The sequence below is a fragment of the Thiocapsa sp. UBA6158 genome (assembly GCF_002423035.1).
Classification (GTDB): domain Bacteria; phylum Pseudomonadota; class Gammaproteobacteria; order Chromatiales; family Chromatiaceae; genus Thiocapsa.
In genome coordinates this window covers 1-22,211 of sequence record NZ_DIUM01000009.1, presented here as the reverse complement: position 1 = coordinate 22,211, position 22,211 = coordinate 1, and the positions used below count along the sequence as shown (strand labels likewise).

At 65.6% G+C, this 22,211-nt stretch carries 22 protein-coding genes; 14 read left to right on the top strand and 8 right to left on the bottom strand.

Annotated elements, in window-relative coordinates; genetic code table 11:
• The first annotated feature begins 8 nt into the window (after nt 1-8).
• From B4N44_RS01770 to B4N44_RS01730, 9 genes are all read left to right on the top strand, one after another.
• A complete protein-coding gene (locus B4N44_RS01770; RefSeq protein WP_296696258.1) occupies nt 9-1,538 on the top strand; it encodes a hypothetical protein in 1,530 nt (509 codons plus the stop codon).
• A gap of 137 nt (nt 1,539-1,675) precedes the next feature.
• A complete protein-coding gene (locus tag B4N44_RS01765; RefSeq protein ID WP_296696256.1) occupies nt 1,676-2,983 on the top strand; it encodes a glycosyltransferase family 4 protein in 1,308 nt (435 codons plus the stop codon).
• Nucleotides 2,984-3,033: 50 nt separating this feature from the next.
• The gene (locus B4N44_RS01760) at nt 3,034-4,278 is read left to right on the top strand and encodes a glycosyltransferase family 4 protein (RefSeq protein ID WP_296696254.1); all 1,245 of its coding nucleotides are present in this window, start codon (nt 3,034-3,036) and stop codon (nt 4,276-4,278) included.
• Nucleotides 4,275-6,551 (top strand): hypothetical protein, encoded by a 2,277-nt coding sequence (locus B4N44_RS01755; protein WP_296696250.1) that lies wholly within the window; start codon nt 4,275-4,277, stop codon nt 6,549-6,551. Before B4N44_RS01760 ends, B4N44_RS01755 begins: the two co-directional genes overlap by 4 nt.
• On the top strand, nt 6,548-8,761 hold the full coding sequence (locus tag B4N44_RS01750; protein WP_296696247.1) for a glycosyltransferase: 2,214 nt from the start codon (nt 6,548-6,550) through the stop codon (nt 8,759-8,761). Before B4N44_RS01755 ends, B4N44_RS01750 begins: the two co-directional genes overlap by 4 nt.
• Before the next feature lie 21 nt (nt 8,762-8,782).
• Nucleotides 8,783-9,331, top strand: coding sequence for a serine O-acetyltransferase (locus tag B4N44_RS01745; RefSeq protein WP_296696245.1), 549 nt, complete (start codon nt 8,783-8,785; stop codon nt 9,329-9,331).
• Entirely contained in the window at nt 9,328-10,656 is a 1,329-nt protein-coding gene (locus tag B4N44_RS01740) for a WecB/TagA/CpsF family glycosyltransferase (protein ID WP_296696242.1), read from the top strand. Before B4N44_RS01745 ends, B4N44_RS01740 begins: the two co-directional genes overlap by 4 nt.
• Complete coding sequence (locus B4N44_RS01735; RefSeq protein ID WP_296696239.1) at nt 10,653-11,396, top strand: sugar transferase; 744 nt, start codon at nt 10,653-10,655, stop codon at nt 11,394-11,396. The genes B4N44_RS01740 and B4N44_RS01735 overlap by 4 nt, the downstream gene beginning before the upstream one ends.
• Nucleotides 11,397-11,512: 116 nt before the next feature.
• Nucleotides 11,513-12,997: an NDP-sugar synthase gene (locus B4N44_RS01730; protein ID WP_296696237.1), complete on the top strand. Its 1,485-nt coding sequence runs from the start codon at nt 11,513-11,515 to the stop codon at nt 12,995-12,997.
• Here the strand turns inward: B4N44_RS01730 and B4N44_RS01725 are convergent.
• Complete coding sequence (locus B4N44_RS01725) at nt 12,994-13,521, bottom strand: ATP-binding protein (protein WP_296696234.1); 528 nt, start codon at nt 13,519-13,521, stop codon at nt 12,994-12,996. The genes B4N44_RS01730 and B4N44_RS01725 overlap by 4 nt on opposite strands.
• Before the next feature lie 450 nt (nt 13,522-13,971).
• Between B4N44_RS01725 and B4N44_RS01720 the strand changes: the two genes are divergently transcribed.
• Both B4N44_RS01720 and B4N44_RS01715 read left to right on the top strand, forming a co-directional pair.
• Nucleotides 13,972-14,775, top strand: coding sequence for a transglutaminase-like domain-containing protein (locus B4N44_RS01720; protein WP_296696231.1), 804 nt, complete (start codon nt 13,972-13,974; stop codon nt 14,773-14,775).
• Nucleotides 14,772-15,584, top strand: coding sequence for an N-formylglutamate amidohydrolase (locus B4N44_RS01715; RefSeq protein WP_296696227.1), 813 nt, complete (start codon nt 14,772-14,774; stop codon nt 15,582-15,584). Before B4N44_RS01720 ends, B4N44_RS01715 begins: the two co-directional genes overlap by 4 nt.
• On the opposite strand, the gene B4N44_RS01710 is transcribed toward B4N44_RS01715, so the two are convergent.
• The 6 genes from B4N44_RS01710 to B4N44_RS19775 all read right to left on the bottom strand — a co-directional run bounded on the left by B4N44_RS01710 (nt 15,553) and on the right by B4N44_RS19775 (nt 18,315).
• Nucleotides 15,553-15,867 carry a pilin gene (locus B4N44_RS01710; protein ID WP_296696224.1) on the bottom strand — a complete coding sequence of 105 codons (315 nt, stop codon included), beginning with the start codon at nt 15,865-15,867 and terminating at the stop codon, nt 15,553-15,555. The genes B4N44_RS01715 and B4N44_RS01710 overlap by 32 nt on opposite strands.
• Nucleotides 15,868-15,914: 47 nt before the next feature.
• Nucleotides 15,915-16,217 (bottom strand): hypothetical protein, encoded by a 303-nt coding sequence (locus B4N44_RS01705; RefSeq protein ID WP_296696221.1) that lies wholly within the window; start codon nt 16,215-16,217, stop codon nt 15,915-15,917.
• A 9-nt stretch (nt 16,218-16,226) separates the two neighbouring features.
• Entirely contained in the window at nt 16,227-16,460 is a 234-nt protein-coding gene (locus B4N44_RS01700; RefSeq protein WP_296696218.1) for a hypothetical protein, read from the bottom strand.
• A 105-nt stretch (nt 16,461-16,565) separates the two neighbouring features.
• Complete coding sequence (locus B4N44_RS01695) at nt 16,566-17,093, bottom strand: carboxymuconolactone decarboxylase family protein (protein WP_296696215.1); 528 nt, start codon at nt 17,091-17,093, stop codon at nt 16,566-16,568.
• Nucleotides 17,094-17,239: 146 nt separating this feature from the next.
• Nucleotides 17,240-17,572 (bottom strand): hypothetical protein, encoded by a 333-nt coding sequence (locus tag B4N44_RS19780; protein ID WP_349681051.1) that lies wholly within the window; start codon nt 17,570-17,572, stop codon nt 17,240-17,242.
• Nucleotides 17,569-18,315 carry a hypothetical protein gene (locus tag B4N44_RS19775; protein ID WP_349681050.1) on the bottom strand — a complete coding sequence of 249 codons (747 nt, stop codon included), beginning with the start codon at nt 18,313-18,315 and terminating at the stop codon, nt 17,569-17,571. Before B4N44_RS19775 ends, B4N44_RS19780 begins: the two co-directional genes overlap by 4 nt.
• Before the next feature lie 368 nt (nt 18,316-18,683).
• Between B4N44_RS19775 and B4N44_RS01675 the strand changes: the two genes are divergently transcribed.
• The gene (locus B4N44_RS01675) at nt 18,684-19,196 is read left to right on the top strand and encodes a hypothetical protein (protein WP_296696210.1); all 513 of its coding nucleotides are present in this window, start codon (nt 18,684-18,686) and stop codon (nt 19,194-19,196) included.
• Between the two features lie 132 nt (nt 19,197-19,328).
• On the opposite strand, the gene B4N44_RS01670 is transcribed toward B4N44_RS01675, so the two are convergent.
• A complete protein-coding gene (locus B4N44_RS01670; RefSeq protein WP_296696207.1) occupies nt 19,329-19,592 on the bottom strand; it encodes a transposase in 264 nt (87 codons plus the stop codon).
• 74 nt (nt 19,593-19,666) lie between these two features.
• On the opposite strand from B4N44_RS01670, the gene B4N44_RS01665 reads away from it, so the two are divergent.
• Together B4N44_RS01665 and B4N44_RS01660 are read left to right on the top strand one after the other, a co-directional pair.
• Nucleotides 19,667-19,942, top strand: coding sequence for a hypothetical protein (locus B4N44_RS01665; protein WP_296696203.1), 276 nt, complete (start codon nt 19,667-19,669; stop codon nt 19,940-19,942).
• 136 nt (nt 19,943-20,078) lie between these two features.
• On the top strand, nt 20,079-22,211 hold the full coding sequence (locus tag B4N44_RS01660; RefSeq protein ID WP_296696200.1) for a DUF7507 domain-containing protein: 2,133 nt from the start codon (nt 20,079-20,081) through the stop codon (nt 22,209-22,211).

The window sequence follows — 22,211 nt, the reverse complement described above, 5'->3', positions numbered from 1 at the left end:
GCATCCGAATGAGCACTGAATTGCGCGCGTCGGCACTCCTCGAAGACTATCGTCTCGCGGACTTCAAGCTACTGCTTCCGCTCGGACCCGAGATCCGCACCCTGGTCATCGGCGCGCGCGAGCCGGCCTTTCTCCCCCATCTCGCCGGGGAGCTGGGCATGATCGACCTGGTCGTCGAGCCCCCGCACGATCGATTGCAGGAGACAACGCTCGCCGCGATGGCTGCCCTCGCGGCGCCCGAGCGCGTGCGCCGAATCGAGGCACCCGAAGGCACCTATGACCTGATCTTCTCCGACGACATCGCGGCCGGACGTCACCTGCGCCCGGGAGGCGTTCTGTGCCGATTCCTCGGCCTGACGGTCGGCGCGATACCGGCCGGACTGACCCCCGTCGGCCGCTGGCGAGCCTATCCGGACTGGCCCGCCTTCCGGGTGATGATCCCCGACAATCCCGCCGGCTGGCGGGCTGCCGCGCGTCGCCTTCGGCTCTTTCACCCGCGCTCCGCGAGCGGTCTGCGCGCCCGTCTGTCGCCGGGGACGGCGGCTCGACTCCTGCCCGAGCACGGGATTGCGCTCTATCGTCGCGATGGCGGCGAGGCGCGCCCGACTCTGCTCGCCGCCCTGCGCGGGGCACTGGCGTCCATCGGAGACGACGCCATCCGCGCGACGCCCCCGGAGCGCTGGTTGTTGGCCTCGGGTCGCCTCGGGCCGGGCAACCCGATTCTGGCGTTCAGCCTGGACGAGGACGGAGAACCTCGACGCCTGATCAAGGCCGCGCGCTTTCCGGGCGGGCAGCACCTGCACGCCGAGGCCGAGCAGCTCGACCGCATCGAGCGAGCACTGGATCCGGCCGAAGCCGCCCGAGTCATCCGCCCGACCGACTCCGCCGTGGTGGCGGGGCGCTGGGCACTTGCCTACGATTACGAGCCCACCTACCCCTTCTTCGGGATCCGCTGGCGTCTGCGAGGCCGCACGCGATTCTGTCTCGCCGCGGCCGACTGGTTGGCGGCGGCCGGACTCGCGACCCGACAGCGGCCCGAGCGGGCAACCGTCGAGGCCCGTCACGTCGCACCCCTGCAGCGCCTGGTTGCGCGGCGCATCCTGCCCCGCAGCGTTCAGGCCCGCGCCGAGGCCGCACTGGATGACCTGCAGCGGCTCGCGCCGTCCCTCCCCATGGTCCTCGAGCACGGCGATCTCGGCATCTACAACACGCGTCTGACGCACGTCGATGGTTCGGACTTTCGTGTGCTCGACTGGGGCTCCTCGACCTTCGAGGGCATCCCGCTCGGCGACCTCGCCTATCTGCTCTGCTCGGCTCGCGCCCCGAAGGCGCTGGCACGCCGCTATGTCGGCGACTATCTCGTGCGCATGCACATCCCGACCGGCGAGGCTCCGGCGCTTTGGTTCAGCTATCTTGCCCGGCGCTGGGAAGAGCTCGACGGCATTCGACCGCCGGTCCCCGGCGATCCGAACTCCGGTGGTGCGCTCCTGCTGCCGATCGAGGGTCGTGTTGCGTCTTACCTCGATGGCTTAACTTGAACGTGCGTCCACGCGCACAACGGCAAGCAACCAATCCGAAAACGATCCCGTCTATGGGGCTTGAGCCAGGTATCGCCGAGCTCGACACTGATCCCACGCAAGCGCGAGAACAACGAAAACGGCTGGAGGGGACGTTCATGAGTGCAGCAAGATGGCCGCGTTTACTTCTGTCCGCCTATCAATGCGGTCCCGGCATGGGCTCGGTCTCTCAGATCGGCTGGCACTGGTACAGCCGGCTCGCCCGGAGGCTCCCGACCACCTTGCTCACCCATGTTCGCAACCGTCCCGCCATCGAATCGGCCGGCGGGCCGGTGGGCGAGGGCCGCATCCTCTATGTCGACACCGAGTGGTTTGCCGGCCCGATCTATCGGGTCGCTTCGCGGATCTTCCCGAAGAGCGAGCATGCCGTCTTCCTGGTCTCCTCGCTGGATTTCTATGTCTACGACCGCGACGCGTTGCGCATCGCCCGGGAAGAGTCACGGGACGGCATGCCCTGGGACATCGTGCATGCCCCGACCCCGGTCTCGCCGCTCGCGGCCACGCGCCTCCACCGTCTGGGTCTGCCGGTCGTGCTCGGACCCTGGAACGGCAACCTGGGTCTCCCGCCCGGGTTCCGCGACATCCTCCGCGCGGAGTCGGCCTGGCTCTACCCGGTGCGTCATCTCGGGCGGGTCGTCGATGCACTGGCCGGCGGGACCCGTCATGCGACCGCCATCCTGACTGCGACACGCTCCACCGTCGCCGGCATCCCGCGCCGCTATCATCGCCTCTGCGTGCCCGTGCCGGAGAACGGGGTGGAGCTCGAGACATTCCCGGCCGCACCCTGGCCGACCGCGCCGGGAGTGGCTGGCGAGCCGTTGCGATTGGTCTTCGTCGGACGTCTGGTGCCCTTCAAAGGTGTCGGCATGTTGCTCGACGCGGTTGCGCGACTTGCCCCGGAGATGCCGATCCGGCTCTGCATCGTCGGGGACGGGCCCTTGTCGAGCGCGTGGCGCGAGCAGGCCACGCGGCTCGGGCTCGGCGAGCAGGTGCGTTTTACCGGCAACCTCCCGCCTCCCGAGGTGGCGGCCGAGATCCGCGCGGCACACGTCTTCTGTCTGCCCTCGGTGCGCGAGTCCGGCGGTGCCGTGCTCTTGGAGGCGATGGCCTGCGCCCGTCCGGTGATCGCCGTGGATTTCGGCGGGCCGGCGGAGATCGTCGACCCGGCGGTCGGTCTGGCCCTGCCGCCGAGCGGACCCGAGGCGGTCGTCGACGGACTCGTCGCCGCGCTGCACGACCTGGTCCGCAACCCCGATGCCTGGCGACAGCGCGGAGAGGCCGGGCGACGCCGTGCCGAAGAGCGCTATGCCTGGGACGCGAAGGTGGAATCGACCATCGAGCTCTATCGGGATCTACTCGCCGACCCGGTCGCGGCCCGCAACCGGCGCCGGACCAGCCCAGACTGACGCGCCGCGGCCGGCCTTGCTTCCCACGACTCATCAAGGACGCAACACGCATGAACGACACCGCACGCACGTCTCTCGCACTGGGCTATCTGGTCAGCCAATACCCGGCGGCCTCGCACACCTTCATCCTGCGCGAGGTTCGCCGTCTGCGCGAGCTCGGTATGCGCATCGACGTCGCCTCGATCAACCGTCCGGACCGCTCCGCCGAGTCCTTGGCCGAGGAGGAGCGCGAGGAGGCGGCGACGACCTATTATGTCAAGGCGGACGGTGTGCGCGGCGCGCTGCGTGCACATTGGGAAACACTGCGCATGCGTCCCGCCGCCTATGCCAAGGGCCTGCTCTTCGCGCTGCGGCTCGGCGGGACGGACATTAAACGATGGCTCTACAGCCTCTTCTATTTCATCGAGGCCGTCATGATCGGTCACTGGCTGACCGGGCGGGGGCTTGGTCATCTGCATGTCCATTTTGCGACCCCGGCCGCGACCGTGGGGCTGATCGCCGGACGGATCTTTCCGATCGGATTCTCGATGTCGGTCCACGGTCCGGACGAGTTCTACGACGCACCCGGCTACCGCTTGGCCGAAAAGATCCAGGGTGCCGCCTTCATCTGCTGCATCGGCTATTACTGTCGCAGTCAGCTCATGAAACTCTCGCCGCCAGCACACTGGTCCAAGCTCGAGATCGCCCCGCTCGGGGTTGACCCGAGCGCCTTCAGCCCGCGGCCCTTTCGCGAGCACCCTTCGCCCTTCCAGATCCTGTGCGTCGGGCGTCTGGTCCCGGCCAAAGGCCAGCACATCCTGGTCGACGCGGTCGCAGCGCTGGTGCGCACGGGTCATGACGTGCGCCTGCGCCTGGTCGGCGGCGGTCCCGAGCGTGCGTCGCTCGAGTCGCAGGTGCGCCGGCTCGGGCTGGGAGATCGTGTCGTTTTCGAGGGAGTCGTCAATCAGGATCGCATCCGCGCCGTCTATTCCGAGGCCGACTGTTTCGCGCTGGCGAGCTTCGCCGAAGGCATTCCGGTCGTCCTGATGGAGGCGATGGCGATGGAGATCCCCTGCGTGACCACCTTCATCACCGGGCATCCCGAGCTGATCCGCGACGGGGTCGACGGCGTGCTGATCGCGCCCTCGGACGAGAGCGCACTGGCCGCGGCGATCGCGGATCTGATCGCGGATCCGGAGCGTCGCCGCCGCCTCGGCGAGGCCGGACGTCGACGGGTCATCGAAAAGTACGACCTCGAGACCAACACCCGACGCTTGGCGGACATCTTGCGACGCCGTCTGGGAGAGACACCATGACACATCTGTGTTCGCTGGGCGCGGCCGCACTGGCCGCCCTGATCGCCGGGACCGGCGTCGCCCGCAGCGAGTCCCTGCCCGAGACACCGACCGATCGGCGGATCCCGAGCACTGCGCCCGTCTCGGTCGAGGCCAGCGTCGAGGCCACGCCCCTGGTTGTGGAGGTCGAGCCCATCGGGATGAATCTCGGCCATTCGACCTACTGGGGCGCCGAGCAGCTTTCGCGCAACGTCCTCGAGAATCCGGGCTTCGAGGGCATCGTCGACCGCGCCTTGGTGCGGGTTGCCCACGCCGATCACGATCGGTTCAGCGACGATCAGACCTGGCTCGCCCGCGAGGACGGCTTCTGGTCCGGCGCGACTTACGAGATCCTGACCGGTGCCGCGTCCGGTGCCCACGGGAGCATCTTCGACTCGCGTGCTGCCGGCCGCCACGCGCTGCCCGAGCTGATCACCGACGGGCTCGACGATCGACTCGCCCCCGGAGATATCGTCGGCTTGACGCACATTCGCGACGATCTTCCGCCGACACACTGGTGGCTTCCCGACGGCACCAAGGGGCGCGTACAGGTCGACGCCACACGGATCGCCCCGACCAGTCCCGGCCGGCGCTCGTTGGCACTCACACCCTTGCCCGGCGCGACCTTGCGCCTGAGCAGCCATCTCGACACCATCGGGACGCGTGCCGGGAAGCTCCTGCCGATCGAGGGATCCTGGCTGTTCTCGCTCTGGATCCACGCCGAGACCGGCGATCCGCCGCGGGTGCGCATCCTCTTTCGACGTCACGGCTCGGCGCCCTTTCTCGACCTGACACTGCGCCCGGAGCCGGGCTGGCAACACATCGAACAGAGGTTCGAGGCCGCGGACACGGGACCGATCGGTGCACTGGAGCTTGCCATCGAGGTCAGCGGTCCGGGACAGGTCCATCTCGACGACGTCTGGCTCGGCCCGATCGCAGCGGCGGACGCGACGGCCACGGAATCCGACACTGCCGCAGACCCGGGCGTCAGTGCCTTCCGCCCCGAGGTCATTGCCGCCCTGATGCATCTTCGCCCCGGCTATCTGCGCGACTGGCAGGGACAGCTCGGCGACACGCTCGACAACCGCCTGGCCGAGCCGTATGCAAGGCGTGCGAGCCGTTATCGACCGGGCAACGGCGCAGAGTACGGCTATGGCCTGCCCGAGTTTCTCGATCTCAGTCGTAGCGTCGGGGCCAACCCCTGGGTTGTCATGCCCACAACCTTCACGACCGACGAGGCGCGGCGTCTCGGCGCCTGGCTCGCCGAGCGCATCGAGGCCGACGGGTTCGAGGAGGTCCTGGTCGAATTCGGCAACGAGAACTGGAACGCCATCTTCCGCCCGGCCGGCATCCAGGATGCAGCCCACCACGGCGCTGCGGCCGATCGCCTCTTCACGGCGCTCGAAGAGGGTGCGGAGAAGCATCCGGCACTGCGCCGCGTCGTCAACGCCCAACACGCCAATCCCTACGCAGCGGGCAAGGTCGCCGCGGCCAGCAAAAAAGCCGATATCCTCGCCGTCGCACCCTACATGCTGTCGCGCCTGGATGCGGTCGATCGGGATCGGTCGCTCGAGCTGCTGTTCGCGGATGACGGCGGACGTCTGGAAGAGATCGCCGCCCGAGAACCCGCCGAGCAGGAGCTGGCCGTCTACGAGGTCAATCTGCACACGACACGCGGCGACGCCGCCGCCGAGGATCGCGCCGCGATCGTCACGGGCGCCGCCTCCGGTCCCGCCCTGGCCAAGCGGCTGCTGGAGGCGATGCTCGCGGGCGCACGACGCCAATGTGTCTATACCCTCGTCGGCTTCGACACGCGCCTCGAGGGCAACGCGGGTCTGGTCCCGCTGTTCGGCGTCATGCGCGACCTGACGCGCGGCGATCGATTGCGCCCGACCGGATGGGCAGTCGCCATGCTCAACGAGGTCATCGGCGGTGATCTCCACCGGGCATCCATGAGCGAGGAGGGTGCCGGACTGCTCGTCGCACCCTTCCGAGGCCCGCAGAGCTGGTCGGTCGCGATCGTCTCCGCTGCCCCCGAGTCGCGACGCCTGACGCTGCGCTTTCCCGACACGCAGGCACCGAGACCGACCCGCGGGCAGGTCCTGGACGCCTCCGACCCCTTCAAGGGCAACGAGACCGCCGACGAGGTCCGACCGCAACCCCTTGCCGTACGGCCGATCGGCAAGGACCGGATCCGGGTCACGGTTCCGGCTTACAGCCTGGTCGTCTTGGGCCCGGCGGAGGTGCTGCCGTGAGCGACGAGACCCTTTGGCCCTGGATGCTGCTCGGCATCCTGCTCGCCCTGCCGAGCCTGCCCGGCACGATCGAGCTGCTGCTCCTGACGCTCGGCGGAATCCTCCCGCCGCGGCGCGAAACCGATCCGAAGACGACGACGCCCATCGGACGCATCGCCATCCTGGTCCCGGCCCATGACGAGGCCGAGGGCATTGCGCACACCGTCGCCTCGCTGCGCGCCTGCGACCCGGGGGATGCGGGTTTCGAAGTCGTGGTCATCGCCGACAACTGCACCGACGAAACCGCCGAGCTGGCGCGCTCGGCCGGGGCGCGGGTCCTGGAGCGTCATGACCTGCAGCGCCGCGGCAAAGGCTATGCGCTCGACTTTGCCTTCGGCATCCTACTCGCTGAACCCTTCGATGCCTTCATCGTGGTCGATGCCGACACCCGGGTCGCACCGAACCTGGTGACCGAGCAGCGACGTCTGATGCGCCGCGGCGCCGCGGCGGTTCAATGCGGCTATCGCATCAACAACCCACAGCATAGCCTCCGGGCGCGGCTAAGGGGCATCGCATGGATGGCCTTCAACGTGCTCCGGTTACGCGGGCGCGAGCGCTGGAGACTCTCTGTCGGTCTGCTCGGCAACGGCTTCGGGCTGACCCGCGAGACGCTTCTGAACGAGCCTTACGAGGCAACCAGCGTCGTCGAGGACATGGAATACCATTTGCGCTTGGTCGCCGCCGGTCGGCGCGTGGTGTTTGCTCCGAACACCGGGGTTTGGTCGGACGCGCCCTACACGCGCGAGGCCGGTGCCGGCCAGCGCGCGCGCTGGGAGGGCGGTCGCTTCAGGATGATTCGCGACTGGACCCCGATCCTGCTGCGCCGCGTGCTGTCCGGCGAGCGCCGTCTGATCGAGCCGTTGCTCGAGCTGCTGTTGCTGCCGTTGGCCTTTCATATGTTGTTGCTGCTGTTGGCATTACTGCCGCCCTTCGGACCCACCAGGACCTATGCGCTCTTGGGTCTGGCCCTGGTCGCAGTGCATGTCTTGGCAGCGATTCGTATCGGTGGCGGCGGTTGGCGCGATCTGCTCGCCTTGGCGACGGCACCCGTCTACATCCTGTGGAAGCTCACCATCCTGCGCGCCATCGGACGGGCCTCCCGAACCGACGCCGCCTGGGTGCGCACCGAGCGCAACGACACCGAGCGGAAGGAGTCAGGGAGGGCCATGCCGATGTCCGATTCACCCACACCCGACGTCTCGGTCGTCATCGTCTCCTTCAACACCCGCGATCTGCTCGTGGAATGTATCGAGACACTGATCGCGGAGGCCGGCGCGGTCAGCCACGAGATCATCGTGGTCGACAATGCCTCGCGCGACGGCTCGGCGGAACGGGTCGCCGAGCGCTTCCCGCAAGCGACCCTGATCCGCAGCGCGACCAATCTCGGCTTCGCGGCGGCCAACAACCTGGGGTTCAAGTCGGCGCACGGGCGTTATCTGGTCCTGCTCAACTCGGATGCCTTCCTCGAATCGGGTGCGCTGGAGCGTGCGGTGCACTACATGGATGAGGATCCGGGGATCGGTCTGGGCGGGGCGCGGCTGATCGGACGCGACGGCGAATGGCAGCCCTCGGCCCGGATGTTTCCGTCCTTGCTCATCGAGCTCCTGACACTCTCCGGGCTGGCGGCACGCTTCCCGCGCAGCCGCTTCTTCGGTCGGTTCGACCGCACCTGGGCGGACCCGACGCAACCCGCGGACGTCGACTGGGTCCCGGGCGCCTTCTCGATCGTCCGTCGCGACCTGCTCGCCCGCATCGGCGATTTCGACGAGTCGTTCTTTCTCTATTACGAGGAGGTCGATCTGTGCCGACGGATCCGCGCGGCGGGCCTGCGGATCCGCTATTGGCCGGATGTGGTGGTGGTCCATATCGGCGGCGAGTCCTCGCGCACACACGGCGACCTGGACATGAGCGCGGCCGGCAAGGGCGCGCAGCTCACACTCTGGCGGATGCGCAGCGGTCTGCTCTACTATCGCAAGCACCATGGTTGGCTCGGGGCTTGGGGTGTGCGTCAACTGGAGGCGACCTGGCATCGGATTCGCGCCTGGCGCAACCGCGGGGACGACCCGCAGCGTCGCACCAAGCGCACCGAGTCGTTGGCGATCGTCGCGCTGCTCGATCGGGCCTGGTGCGAGACGGCCGGCGGGCATCGCTCGCCGTCGAGACCCTGGTAAGCACCGAGTCGGGAGCACGCGATGTTCGAGAACATTCGTGAAGACTGGCAGACCTACGAACGCGACTGGGCACGCCAAGGGTTCTGGGTCATGCTCGTCTATCGCTTCGGGCGCTGGCGCTACCGGATCGAGCCCCGCGTGTTGCGCTGGCCGTTTTCGTTCCTCTACAAACTCCTCAAGGTGCTCTCGCAGATCATGACCGGGATCGATCTGCCCTGCGAAGTGCGACTCGGCCGGCGCTTCCTGATCGAGCATTTCGGCGGCATCATCATCAGCGGGGATGCCGTCTTCGGCGACGACTGCGTGGTACGCAACGGGGTGACGGTGGGACTGCGTCATCGCGGGGTGCGCGGAGCACCCCTGATCGGCGATCGGGTCGACATCGGGGCCGGTGCCAAGGTGCTCGGCCCGATCCGCATCGGCAACGATGTCGCCATCGGGGCCAATGCGGTGGTGATTCAGGACGTCCCCGACAACTGCATCGCCGTCGGCGTACCGGCGCGCATCAGCCCGCGGCGAGAGTGCCGTCTCGAGACCGCCGAATCGACACCGAGGTCGGAATCCTCATGAAACGCAGACCCGATCTACAGATCCCGGGTCCCCTCGGCCGCCGTCAACGGCCTTGGCGCGCCCTCTGGCTGCGGACCCTGTTGCCGCCGCTCACGCTCATCGGCGCCGTCCTCTCGCGCGGACTCGACGTGACGCTCGCGCTGCTGCTCCTGATCCTGCTCGCCCCGCTCCTGTCGGTACGGGGCCTGATCGCACGTGCCGGAACCGGTCGGGTCTTCGCACGTGAAACACTGATCGGACACTTCCGTGTCCCCTTCGAGCGTCTGCGGTTTACCGGCACGGCACCGGGACGAGATCTCGCGGTCCTCCTGAACATCCTCCGCGGCGATATGGCCATCGCCGGTCCGCGCCCCCTGAGTGCGGAGGAGGCGACGCGGGTCGGCGTCGAGGCGGCAGTGCGTTTCACGGTGCGCCCGGGCGTCTTCTCGCCCTATCGGCTCAAGAGCCGTACCGGTGTGGCCTATGCGCCCGAGGCACAGATCGACAGCGATTATGCCTACGGGCAGAGCGCGCGCGGCGACGTCGGCTTGGTGGTGCGTTCCCTGATCGGGGAGGTTCTCGGCGGAGGCGAGGCGCCGACACCGCCCGTCCTCGAGTTCTTCGGTGTCCCGATCGTCAACACCACCATGCCCGAGGCGGTGGACTGGATCGCGGCTCGCGCCGTCGCCGGGGACCCCGCGTTGCTGGCCTTCGTCAACCCGGATTGTCTGAACATCGCCTATGTCGATGCCGAGTACCGCCGGATCCTGCTCGATGCCGCGCGTGTCCTGCCCGACGGGATCGGAATCCATATCGGCTGTCGGATGCTCGGGGTCGCCCTGCAGGCGAACGTCAACGGCACCGACCTCTTCCCGCAGCTGTGCGAGCGGGCAGCGCAAACGGGCCTCGGACTCTTTCTGCTCGGCGCGCGTCCCGGGATCGCCGAGGCGGTGGCGGCCAACATGCAGGCGCAGTTTCCGGCTCTGCGCATCGGCGGGGTCCAAGACGGTTATTTCGACCCGGCCGACGAGGACGTCGTCGTCGACAGGATCAACGCCTCGGGCGCCGCGATCCTGCTGGTCGCCTTCGGTGTGCCGCGTCAGGAGAAATGGCTCGCGCGCAACCATGCGCGCCTGACAGCGCCGGTGCGCATGGGCGTCGGCGGTCTGTTCGACTTCTACTCGGGCCGCATCCCCCGGGCGCCGGTGTGGATGCGCGAGATCGGACTCGAATGGAGCTGGCGGCTGATGCAGGAGCCGGGCCGAATGTGGCGACGCTATGTGATCGGCAACCCCTTGTTCCTTTACCGCGTCTGGCGACAGGCGCGCGGCGGGGAGACCTTATGAAAAGCAGCAACGAACGACCGGGCCAAACCTCGATGGAAGAGCTGCTGCTGCGCCGCTACAGCCGCGCCGGCCAGCCCGCGTGGTTGATCCGACTGCGCATCGGTGCCAAGCGGCTCGCGTGGGTGGCGGTCGTGCGCTCGGCCTATCTGCTCAAGCGCACCTTGGATATCCTGCTTGCCGGCCCCTTGTTCATCCTGCTGTTGCCGATCTTCGGGCTGCTCGTGCTGGCCATCCGGCTCGAATCACCCGGTCCGGCGCTGTTTAAGCAGACACGCGTCGGGCGCTGGGGGAGGATCTTCACCATGTACAAGTTCCGCTCCATGTACATGGACGCCGAGGCACGCAAGGCCGAACTACTGGCCGAGAACGAGATGTCCGGCGGAGTCACCTTCAAGATGCAGCGTGACCCGCGCGTCACCCGCATCGGCCGGTTCATCCGCAAGGCATCGATCGACGAGCTGCCGCAGTTGTGGAACGTGATCAAGGGGGACATGTCGCTGGTCGGTCCGCGTCCGCCGGTACCGGCGGAGGTCGACGAGTATTCGCTCTCCGACCGTCGGCGCCTGGAGGTCACGCCCGGTATTACCTGCATCTGGCAGGTCTCGGGACGATCCGATATCCCCTTCCCCGAGCAGGTCGAGCTGGATGTTCGCTATATCGAGTCGCAGTCGCTGCTGACCGACCTCAAACTCCTCTGGCAGACGGTGCCTGCCGTGTTGTTCGGGCGAGGCGCCTATTAAAGAGCCCCGGACATGACACGCATCCTTCTTACGTCGGCGCGACCTCGAAGACCTCGACGATCGTCGCAGCCGACGCCCTTCAGAGCTTCTCGAATCCTATTTCTTGGGTGATCGATATGGACCAGGCCGTCCTCTTTGCCGACCGTCTCGGAGCCGAACTCGCACCACTGACCGAGCGCACCAGCGTCGCGCTCTTGCCGGTCGCCGGCAAACCGATGATCGAGCACGCCCTGGAGTCGCTCGCCAAGGCCGGTATCCGGCGGATTCTGGTCGTGGTCTCGCCCTTTGCCGACGAGATCCAGCGGGTGATCGGCGACGGAACACGCTGGGGCCTGCGCCTGACCTACACCCTGACCCGCGGCGAAGAGGATCCCACCGCGGTAGTGGATCGACTCGGCACACGCCTGGATGGATCCATCGTCGCGCTGCGCGGCGACCTGATCCTCGGCTTCGATGTCCCCGCTTGGATCTCCGTGGCCCGAACGACCCCCGGTGATGCAGTCTGGGCTGATGCCGACGGCGTATCCGCGGCCTGCGGGATCCATCGCGAGGGCGCGATCGACCTGACCCCGCTCGCGTGGCCGCCGACCGACCGAGCGGCGGCGGCTCAGCAAACCGCCTGGATCCCCGTCGCGGCAGAGCAGGTGCGCACCGTGCCGAGTCTCGCCGAGTATCACCGGGTCAACCTGGATGCGGCCGCGAAACGCCTGCCCGGTCTCATCCTTCCGGGTCGACAGGCCGCCTTGGGGTTGACGCTGGGGCGCGGATCGCGCGTCTCGCCGCGCTCACTGAAACAGGGTGTTTGCCTGGTCGGTGCCCGCTGTCGGATCGCACCCGACGCCGAGCTGACGGGCGAGGTCGTGATCAGCGACGACGTGATCGTCGATCGGCGTGCGACCATCAACTCCAGTGTCATCCTGCCGCACACCTATGTCGGCGAGCTGGTGGAGATCACCAATGCGATCGTGCGTGCGAACACCATGATTCGCGTGGACTCGGGCGCCGTCCTTCAGGTGACGGATGCCTGTCTCTTGGCCGATCTCGAGCAGGCAACGCTGAGCGGCGGGATCGCCGACCCCGTCCACCGTCTACTTGGAATCCTGGGGCTGATCCTGTCGCTTCCGCTGTGGCCGATCGCCGCGTTGACCGCACTGCCGAATCGCGAGCAAGGCTGGTTCGATTCGATCACCCTGCGCGGCAACAAACGCGACATCAACGCGTTCGGGCAAGTCACACGCCGAGATTTCGTCGCCCGGCAATGGCGCACGCGCGTGCCGATCCTGCGCGCACTCCCGCGTCTGCTGGCCGTGGTGTCGGGCGATCTGAGGCTGGTCGGGGTGACACCCTTGTCGCCCGAGGCAGCGGATGGGCTTCGGGATGATTGGGAGCGGATCCGCGAGCAGGCCCCCGCCGGGCTCGTGGGTCCGACGCAGCTCGACGTTCCTGCGGATGCGCCCTTCGAGGAAAAGCTCATGAGCGACGTCTTTTACGCACGAAAGAGACGCATCGGACGCGATCTCGTCTATCTGCTCAGGGGTCTGCTCGCCATCCTGCGCCCGGCGAGCTGGCTTCCACAGCCGCGGCGACCCGGTCTCGACTAGGGCCTTTGCGCAGCAAGGGACTTGGTCATCAGCAAACAGGCTGTGTCCCCGTCGGACTCCACCTCGCAGTCGGACATCATGGACTTGATGATCCGGATACCGCGGCCCCGCGGCTCGCAATCGAGCACCTCGAGCCCGCTCGGCAGGTCGTCGAAACCGGCCGGTATCGACGCCACCAGCGCCGCATCCGGCAGCACACCACGCTGACAGACACGCACCCGCAAGGCGCCGGCGTCGGCCTCGGTCATGACCATCACCTCGTGTCCCGGTTGCTTGTGATAGGCGTGCTCTACGACGTTGACGAATGCCTCGTATACACAAAGCTCGATCTGCGAGAGATCGACCTCGCCCAAACCCAAGCCGTCGCAGAACGCCCGCACATAGACCGCCGCCTCATGAGCCGCCTCGAGGCGGCTGTCGAAGACTCGGGCATCGGCCTTCACCGGATTGCTGCCGCCGGACCGATCCGAGACTCTCGCCTCGCCGACCCCCACCGCCCCGTCATCGCGACGCCTGTTCTTCATTGACTTGCCCTGATCGACGAACCGCTATGGGCGAGGAGTGTAACGATTTTCAACCTATGTCGTCTCGGTCGTCGCATTCGCACCGCACGCGTCCGGCGAGCAATCTGCCTTGCAGACATCGGCCTTGGCGGAGCCGTCGAGCGGAACGGTTTCGGTGTTATGCTCACGATCGATACCCCGAATGCGCTTAAAGCGCCTCCGGAGCGAGATACTGATTTTCGAGGGAGTTCGACGATTGGTGCATCCACGGCCCTTAACGAGGACGCGGTTTAGAATGATCTATGTTTTAATTTCTTAAACTGCGCCGGCTCCAACGCTCGCCAAGTCTGCCGGGGCCGATCCCATCCGAAAACATCGCATACCGCGCTGGGCGCGGTTTGAGTCATCGGCGACGAATGAAGGCCGCCATCCATACGCCTTGACGGGCTCCATGCCTACGGGAGGTTCGGGATGCAGATCCGGATCGGATACGAGATGATCTTCGAGTGTCCACAGCCGACACCCATGATCCTGACGCTGAACGTCCACTTCAGCAGGGTTTCCGATATGATTCGTGCCGACCACATCGTCACCCGCCCGTCGGTTCCCATGACCGCCTATCGCGACGGTTTCGGCAACTGGTGCAGTCGCATCGTGGCGCCCGCGGGCGAGATCAGCATCTCCACCGATGCACTCATGATGGACAACGGCCTTCCGGACCCGATTCACGCGGACGCGATGCAACATGCAGTCGAGGAGCTGCCCGCGGAGACCTTGGTCTATCTGCTGGGAAGTCGCTATTGCGAGACCGATCGACTCTCCGAGATCGCGTGGAAGCTCTTCTCCCGGACACCTCCCGGTTGGGTGCGCGTGCAGGCGATCTGCGATTACGTCCATAATCATATCGAGTTTGGATATCAGCATGCGCGCTCGACCAAGACCGCGCTCGAGGCCTACAACGAGCGCCAGGGTGTTTGCCGCGACTACACCCATCTGGCGATCGCCTTCTGTCGTTGCATGAATATCCCGGCGCGCTACTGCACTGGCTATCTCGGCGATATAGGGGTGCCCGCCTCGCCGGACCCGATGGACTTCTCGGCCTGGATGGAGGTCTATCTCGGCGGGCACTGGCACACCTTCGATCCGCGCAACAAGATCCCGCGCATCGGTCGAATCCTGATCGCGCAGGGCCGAGACGCGGCCGATGTCGCCATCAGCAATGCCTTCGGGCCGAACGTGTTGAAGAGCTTCAAGGTCTGGACCGACGAGGTATGAGCCCGTCGCACCGGGGCAACGCGGCAGCGGGGTTGCTGGACCCGGACGAGCCGCCGGCCTTCGAGGTCGTCAATGCGCAGGGCGCCGGCAGCGCCGTCCTGGTCTGCGACCATGCCTCGAATCGGATACCCCGTCGACTGGGCTCACTCGGTCTGGCCCCCGAGCAGTTGGCGGATCATATCGGTTGGGATCCGGGTGCCGCCGAGGTGGCGCAGCGACTCTCGGCTCATCTCGATGCGCCGCTGGTGCTGAGCGGCTACTCGCGCCTGGTGATCGACTGCAACCGACCGCTCGCCAACAGGGCATCGATTGCAGAGCAGAGTGCCGGCGTGCCCGTCCCGGGCAATCTCGGACTGACCGCGCAGTCGCGAGCGGTCCGCGTCGAGGCCCTCTTCCGGTCTTATCACGACGCCATCGATCGACTCTTGGACGCCCGCTCGCATCGCCCGAGCCTCTTGCTCAGTATCCATAGCTTCACGCCGTCTTTGAACGGCGAACAACGGCCCTGGCCCGTCGGTGTCTCGCACTGGCGCGACCGCCGCTTCGCGGCGCACATGTCGACGGCACTCGGTCACCGAGTGGACGGCGTCGTCGGCGACAACCAACCTTATCCGATCGAGGAGGCCATCGACTACACGGTCCCCGTGCATGGCGAAGGTCGCGGGCTGCACGCGGTCATGATCGAGATCCGCAACGACGGGCTTCGCACGACGGCGCAGATCGACGCATGGACCGAGCGACTGGCTGCGGCTTATCGGGAGATCGAGGCCGAGGTGGTCAAGCTCGGCAGCTTCCCGGCAAGTATTTAGAGGGCACACCCTCGTCGCCGCCGGGAGCAAGACAGGTCCAGATCACCTGACCGGCCGGGTTAAAATCTGCGCGCAGATAGATGACCTTGTCGTCGATGGGGTCGAAGCCGTACCTGATACGAACCTCCTTCTCCCCATTGTTCCACCAGATACGCTTGACATAGGCGCCGGATGCCGCACCTGTCGCGGAGCCAGCGTTCAAACCCAGCTCGCGCAGCAACGTGAGCCAATGAGTCGCGTCCGGCAGACGGCCGTGCGAGGCATAGTATGACGACGAGAACACGCATTGACGATATCGGCTTTGTATCCAGCAGACACGACCGATCGCGATTAAGCCGCGTCCAGAGCGAGCTGCTCACTTTCGAGTGAGCTCGACACCCGACACCTCCGTTGCAGCAGCCGATCGTCGATCGGCACCGAGATCAGGATCATCGGCACAAAGAGCCCGAAGGCTGCCGCGAGATGGATACTGATCTTGCCGTTGACCGGGATCAGCCGTGTGCCCTCGGCGAGGTGATGCAGCGGATTCAGGGTCAACCAGGCGAGAAACAGCAGCGGTAGCGCGAGCAGCGTGCCGGTCCAATCGAGATCCAGCCATCCGACCAGTGTGAAGCCCGCCAACACCAGCGTCACGATGAGGGCCTAGGCGGTCCCCGGGGTCGCGGCCCAGAGCAGCTCGCCCCAGACCAGATGCTCCAGCCGGATCTGGGTGATCAGCCGGCCTTCCCGAGTCTTCTGGTCATGTATGCGGATGTAGGCCGCGAAGAGCGCCTGGAAGAAGGCGGTTATGAAGGCCGTATAGGACCGTTTATCGTGGTTCGTGCCGAACAGCAGTGGCGGGCGGTGTGTCGGAGGCGTGAGGTTCGAGTGCGCCAACGGCGCATTCGCAATAGCGTGTTCGGATACGTCTCACCCGAACGGTGCGGTCAGACCGAGGAGTCACGGCGGATCGCCTCCGCCGCGCCTCGGACGATCGGCGGTTCAGGCCGCGAGGTGATCGAGCGGCGTGGCGGTCACGTGGTTGGCGTAGCTGCTCAAGGTGACCAAGGCGATTCCGGTAATGACCTCGAGCAAGTTCTCCCGGGTGAAACCGGCGCGCAGGAAAGACTCGACGTCCGCTTCCGGCACCCATCCGCGCTGCTCGGTCATGGCTGCGGTGAACCGGCGCAACGCCTGAAGACGCATGTCGACAAGCCGCTGTCCTCGACGAATCGCCGAGCTGACCTCGTCGGCTTGGGCATCATCGCCGAGCATCGGATTCGGAGACGTGCAGTAGTGACACTGGTTGGTGTGGGCCGCGGTGACATAGACGACCTGTTGCTCGATCGGAGTCAGACTCGAGCGACCCAGCAGCGTTACGAGCTGCCGATAGGCGTCGAGCGCAACCGGCGACTCGGCGAGGGTACGCAGGAGGTTGGGTAAGTCGCCGCCGTGGTGCTGCATGTCCGCCATGATGGCGCGCGAGGAGTGGGGGGCGGTCTCCATATCGTGCAACTGGAAGGGGATCATGTGCGGTACCTGCTCGGGTGTGCGGAAAAGTCCGGAACGTGAAACCGAGTATATTGGTCAGGAATTCAGCCGCAATCCGCAGACGCATCGGATACGATCACGAGATACTTCGATTTTTCCCTTCGCCCCGAGCGGAGCCTTTGTCGTCATACCGGCTCGAGCGCGACCAACGCCTCCGCAAGCAGTCGCAGATCGCTTTTGGGCCGACCCAGCAGCGCGGCTTGGACCATGCGAATCACGGTCAGGGTGCCTGCGTCGGCCAAGCGACTGTGGTGCGTGACGTGGGATTGAATCCGGCTGGCCTCGGCGACCGCCTCCTCGGCAGCCCCGAGCGTGTCTTCGTCGCGCACGATCATCGGGCAGGCCAGACGCCATTCGCTCGGCATATCGTCGACGGCGATCCGATCGATGTCGTCCTTAGTCACCTTGCCCAACTCGACCAGCACGCCGCGCTCCTTGCCGGCCAGGAGGCCGCTCATGCGACCCTTGCGGTCCACTCTGGTGACCCGGGCAGTTGCCGCACTCGCCGTCCTGTCAGTCGTGGTGCAAGGGTACCTTGTACTCCTTCAGGTAGCGCAGTCACACTCGCGGCAGCCGTAGATACCCGAATGCGGCACCGAGCTTGCCTTTCAGGTCGATCACGGCGAGCGAGGAGAGCAGATCCCAGATCGGCTTGGCTGCGTCCCCGTTGATCGTCGGCGAGCCGAGCGTCATCGCATCGGTGGACTCGATCGGAAAGCGCAGCGTCCGAGCGCCGAGCGAGACCTCGCCGCCCGTTCCCACAGTCGTGTAAGCCAGCGCGCTCGTTGCGGGGTTTGAGCAGCGCCTTGATCATCGGTATAGCGCGCTTGGAGATGTAGAGCTGCGCTCGGGGCGCACGCCGCATCAGCTCAGGCAGCGCCCCGGTGTAATCCGGATCCAGATGGTTGAGCACGATGACGCGGACCCCGTCGCAGCGGGCGACCGACTCCAGGCGCGCGAAGAAGTCCTCGGCGAACTCCGCCTTGACCGTGTCGATGACCGCGACACCCTCCTCGCCCCGCACCAGATCGCTGTTGTAGGTCGTGCCGTTGGCGGCGCACAGGATGATAACGAAGGTGCGCAGACCCGGATCGAGCGCGCCGATCCAGTACACGCCGAGCGCCGTCAGCAATGAACCGGGCTCGAAGCTGCAGCCGCCGCCGGGCGCGCCCGCGGCATCGGCAATGACCTTCAACTCCATCACGTTGCATCCGGAGATGGGGCCTCGGGTCCCGCGAAAAGATGTCTCTGGAAGCACCAACAAAGACCGTGCCTGCCCTCGCCCACGCCCGAGCGTTCGACGACATCCGGGATCATACGGGCGCTATTCCGAAGCCGAAGCCGGCTGCCGAGTTTCTCAGGATCGCGCCGCAGACCATCGAGGGCAGGATACTCGGCGAAAACCTGTCGCCGAGCAGACCCGCTTGACGGAACAGCGGAAATCGGGTGGAGAGCTCCGTAGAGACACGGATAGTGCATGATCCTGGCCGCTTTTATAATCAAACAACAGATCACCCACCGAACTCCGAGGTCTCGATGAACGAACACGTGAAATCGACAGACATTGGGATGAATCCCGCCGCTTCCTTCTACAGGGAGGCATCCGCTCAATCGCCATGCCCCTGTCGGGGTCTGCTTCCGAATGCCTTGAGCACTCAAGAGGAGATGGTCGCCTATCTCCGTCGGGTCCAGTCCGAGATCGCCGACAACGAGGTTGCGCTGTCGACGCTCTGGCTCGACTGGTGGAAACAGTCCGAATCGATGCTTGTTTCCTGGATGGATACCCAACGTCAACTCGGCGACGTCTGGCGACAGGCCGCGATCGAGCACGTCGCGTCGAACCAAGCTCCCGCAACAGGCAAGGCGGAGGACGTCTTGGAGACGTGGCGCGAGACGGCGTCGCAGGCGGTTTCTCTTCAAAACCAATGGCTCGAACTCTGGCTCTCCATGTTGGGCCAAAGCCCGCAACCGAGTGCGGCGTCGGGGTCCGAGGCCAAGGCGAGCGGTGAGTCGCAGCCCGCTGCCCCGTCCTCGACCGGCTCGGCACGCCGCAAATCGGCGCTTGTGGAGGAGTTCATCTAGGAGAGCCTGTCCGACTTATGTTCCGGATTGGGTTCCCGCAGCCCGCATTGGTAAAAATGAGACAGAAGAGTGCGCGTGAAAGAGCGAAATTGTCGGTATTTTTCGCGAAAACGCGCGGTCTTGCCCTTTTCTTCATCCTTTAAGCGCAAAAAGGCGCTTGAGATTCCATCCCGGATACACCAGCGTCCACTCGCCCTGCACCGCACGCAGGCCGCGCAGCAGGAATTGGCGCAAACCCAGCACCTGCTTGATGATGCCGCAGACAGTCTTGAGCGTGGCCTTGCGCCTGGCATAGCGGGCCTTGCCCTCGCGGGTGCGCAGCCGATGCGCCGTGGCCTCGGCCGGCGTGGGCTGGCCTTGGGGCGCCGGCGGGTCGTCGGCGAGCCGCTCGGCCAAGGGCGGGTTGTGGCCCTGGCGTGCCTCGGGATATACGGGTCGATTCCGGCGGCCGCGCAGCGCGCGAGGTTCTCTTGGCTGTGATAGCCGGTGTCGGCCAGCTTGCGTTCGTACTCGGCCTGCTCGACCTCGAAGCGCGCGTGTGCGCGGGCTTGGATCTCGGCCTTGGCCGCGGCGATGACGGCCAGGCGCATCAGTTCCTCGACCTCGCCCTTGAGCTGTTCCTCCAGGCGCTCGGCGTGCTCGAAGCTCAGCGCCTTGTGCTTGCTCGCGTTGGCTTTGATCTTGGTCCCGTCCAGACTGACGGTGCCGAGCCTGAGCAGCCCCATCGCCTGCGCGATGAGCAGTAACTCGGTGAACAGCCCCGCCAGCTCGTCGAGAGTGTTACGAGTTCATAAATAAAATAGATGTGTTCCGAGTGTCTGTTATTGATCGGAGCTTTGAGTCCATCGAGGACGATTCAGATCAACCACCGGGAGAGCCAGGATGCAACGCCTGACCAACTTTACTATTACTATCATTATCTTGACTGGGACGTTTGCCGCTGGTCCGGTGCTTGCGGATCTGATGTATCGGAATGATATCAGCCTCACCGGCCAGGGATATGGCGACAAATATGAGCTTCTGGAGCTCTCGCCGAAAGCGACCGCCAATCAGAGCTCGGCCTGTCTGGCCTGGGATTCTGTCCCGGCACCCGATGGTACGGATCTCACGGGATCGATTCATTGCCCTGATCCCTTCTTCAAGGGTGGTGACGAGGGACCCAAGACCCGGACCTGGGGCCTGGGCGAGATTCATCTCGACAAGCAAAGCCCCGACCCCGGCATCACCGATTTCGGTGACCTAGCCCTCGTCTTCGACGTGGCCGAGACGGCCTGCGGCTCGGTCACGCTGCGCGATATGGCGCTCAGGATCTGGGATGCCGATGGGAACGAATGTTTCAGCACCCGTCTCAGGGCCAGTGACCTCGAGACCAGTTATTCCGGGTGCGGGGTGGGTGGTGGCGATGAGCATGTCTTTGTCCTGACCCCCCAGCTGGTCTTCGATGCCAATCAAGCCTGTCCCGAACTGCCCGAAGACGGGAGGAGCACCTACCGGGTCGGCCTCGCGGCCTCACTATCGGACGTGGACAATGGCTCGGATGACTTCAGCCTGGCCCAGACCGATCTGGAGCCCGCGCCCTCCATCGATATCGAGAAGTGGACCAATGGGCAGGATGCCGATGAGGCACCAGGCGCACTCATCAATGAGGGCGACCCAGTCACCTGGACCTATGTGGTCGTCAACGACGGGAATGTGCCGCTGACCGATGTCACGGTCTCGGACAACCTGCTGGGCAACATCACCAACTGCAGCAAGTCGATGCCGACGACACTCGAGGTCGGCGAGACACTGACCTGCACGGCCTTGGGGACTGCCACGGTAGTCGAGGAGCCACCCGTCGGCTATCAGTACGAGAATCTCGGCACCGCGACCGGGACATACGTTGGCGAAACAGAGAACGAGACGGTCACCGACGCCGACCCCAGCCACTATTACGCGATCCGCTTGCAAGGGAACAATCTGAGCATCGAGAAGCGCACTAATGGCGTGGATGCCGATGTCGCGACTGGCCCCTATGTTTCCGTGGATAGCCCGGTCACATGGACCTATGAGGTCACGAACATCAATCCAGCGGGCGGGTCTAGCTGTGATGTGTCCGGTCTGGTTGTCTCCGACAGTGACCCCTTTGTCTCTCCTGTCTGCGATAAACCGACCGATAACACACTTCAACCTGGTGCTTCCTTCACCTGTACGGCTGACGGAACGGCCGAGCCCGGCCAGTACGCCAACATCGGCACGGCGAGCGGCACCATCAACTGTGGCGGGACAGACTATACGAACTCGATCTCGGACCCGAGCCACTATTTCGGTCAATCCCCGGGGATCTCGCTCACCAAGATCACCAATGCGGTCGATGTCGCCGGGCTGCCCGGCCCATTCGTCCAGATCGGCAGCACCGTCGATTGGTCTTATCGTGTGAGCAATACGGGCAATGTGCCGCTTAAGGACATTCAGGTCACCGACAATCAGCTCGGTGATGTCACGAGCGGCTGTCCGCGGACCATGCTCGCTGTCGGTGAGTTCATGGCCTGTCGGATCAGCGGCCCGGCGCTCAGCGCGCCGGGTCAGTATGAGAATACGGCGACCGTGCAAGGCACCCCCGACACGCTACTGCCCGCGCCAGTGGTGACGGCTTTCGACACCAGTTGGTACTACGCCTTCGATCTCGCCGATGAGCTCATCATCGAGAAGCGCACCAATGGTGTTGATGCCGATATCCCGCCGGGGCCCAATGTCCCGGTGGGATCCGATGTGATCTGGACCTACGAGGTGACGAACGCGGGTGCATGCCCCGTGTCCGATGTGGCGGTGACTGACAGTCACTCGGGGGTCACGGTGATATGCCAGCCATGGTCGGATGTTGGCAACGGAGACGATGTGTTGGATCCCGGTGAGACCCTGACTTGCAACGCGTCGGGCAACGCCGTGCTTGGTCAGTATGCCAATCTGGGCACGGTGACCGGGACTGTCTGCCCCAACGAGGGGGATACCCCATCCCATTATACACAACTTTGA

Excerpts from the sequence above, each read along its gene's own strand:
- B4N44_RS01720 (WP_296696231.1), top strand. The coding sequence starts at position 13,972 with ATGCAGATCCGGATCGGATACGAGATGATCTTCGAGTGTCCACAGCCG.
- B4N44_RS01740 (WP_296696242.1), top strand. The coding sequence starts at position 9,328 with ATGAAACGCAGACCCGATCTACAGATCCCGGGTCCCCTCGGCCGCCGT.
- B4N44_RS01770 (WP_296696258.1), top strand. The coding sequence starts at position 9 with ATGAGCACTGAATTGCGCGCGTCGGCACTCCTCGAAGACTATCGTCTC.
- B4N44_RS01695 (WP_296696215.1), bottom strand. The coding sequence starts at position 17,093 with ATGATCCCCTTCCAGTTGCACGATATGGAGACCGCCCCCCACTCCTCG.
- B4N44_RS01730 (WP_296696237.1), top strand. The coding sequence starts at position 11,513 with ATGGACCAGGCCGTCCTCTTTGCCGACCGTCTCGGAGCCGAACTCGCA.
- B4N44_RS01760 (WP_296696254.1), top strand. The coding sequence starts at position 3,034 with ATGAACGACACCGCACGCACGTCTCTCGCACTGGGCTATCTGGTCAGC.
- B4N44_RS01765 (WP_296696256.1), top strand. The coding sequence starts at position 1,676 with ATGAGTGCAGCAAGATGGCCGCGTTTACTTCTGTCCGCCTATCAATGC.
- B4N44_RS01725 (WP_296696234.1), bottom strand. The coding sequence starts at position 13,521 with ATGAAGAACAGGCGTCGCGATGACGGGGCGGTGGGGGTCGGCGAGGCG.
- B4N44_RS19775 (WP_349681050.1), bottom strand. The coding sequence starts at position 18,315 with ATGGAGTTGAAGGTCATTGCCGATGCCGCGGGCGCGCCCGGCGGCGGC.
- B4N44_RS01675 (WP_296696210.1), top strand. The coding sequence starts at position 18,684 with ATGAATCCCGCCGCTTCCTTCTACAGGGAGGCATCCGCTCAATCGCCA.
- B4N44_RS01755 (WP_296696250.1), top strand. The coding sequence starts at position 4,275 with ATGACACATCTGTGTTCGCTGGGCGCGGCCGCACTGGCCGCCCTGATC.
- B4N44_RS01735 (WP_296696239.1), top strand. The coding sequence starts at position 10,653 with ATGAAAAGCAGCAACGAACGACCGGGCCAAACCTCGATGGAAGAGCTG.
- B4N44_RS01660 (WP_296696200.1), top strand. The coding sequence starts at position 20,079 with ATGCAACGCCTGACCAACTTTACTATTACTATCATTATCTTGACTGGG.
- B4N44_RS19780 (WP_349681051.1), bottom strand. The coding sequence starts at position 17,572 with ATGAGCGGCCTCCTGGCCGGCAAGGAGCGCGGCGTGCTGGTCGAGTTG.
- B4N44_RS01745 (WP_296696245.1), top strand. The coding sequence starts at position 8,783 with ATGTTCGAGAACATTCGTGAAGACTGGCAGACCTACGAACGCGACTGG.
- B4N44_RS01715 (WP_296696227.1), top strand. The coding sequence starts at position 14,772 with ATGAGCCCGTCGCACCGGGGCAACGCGGCAGCGGGGTTGCTGGACCCG.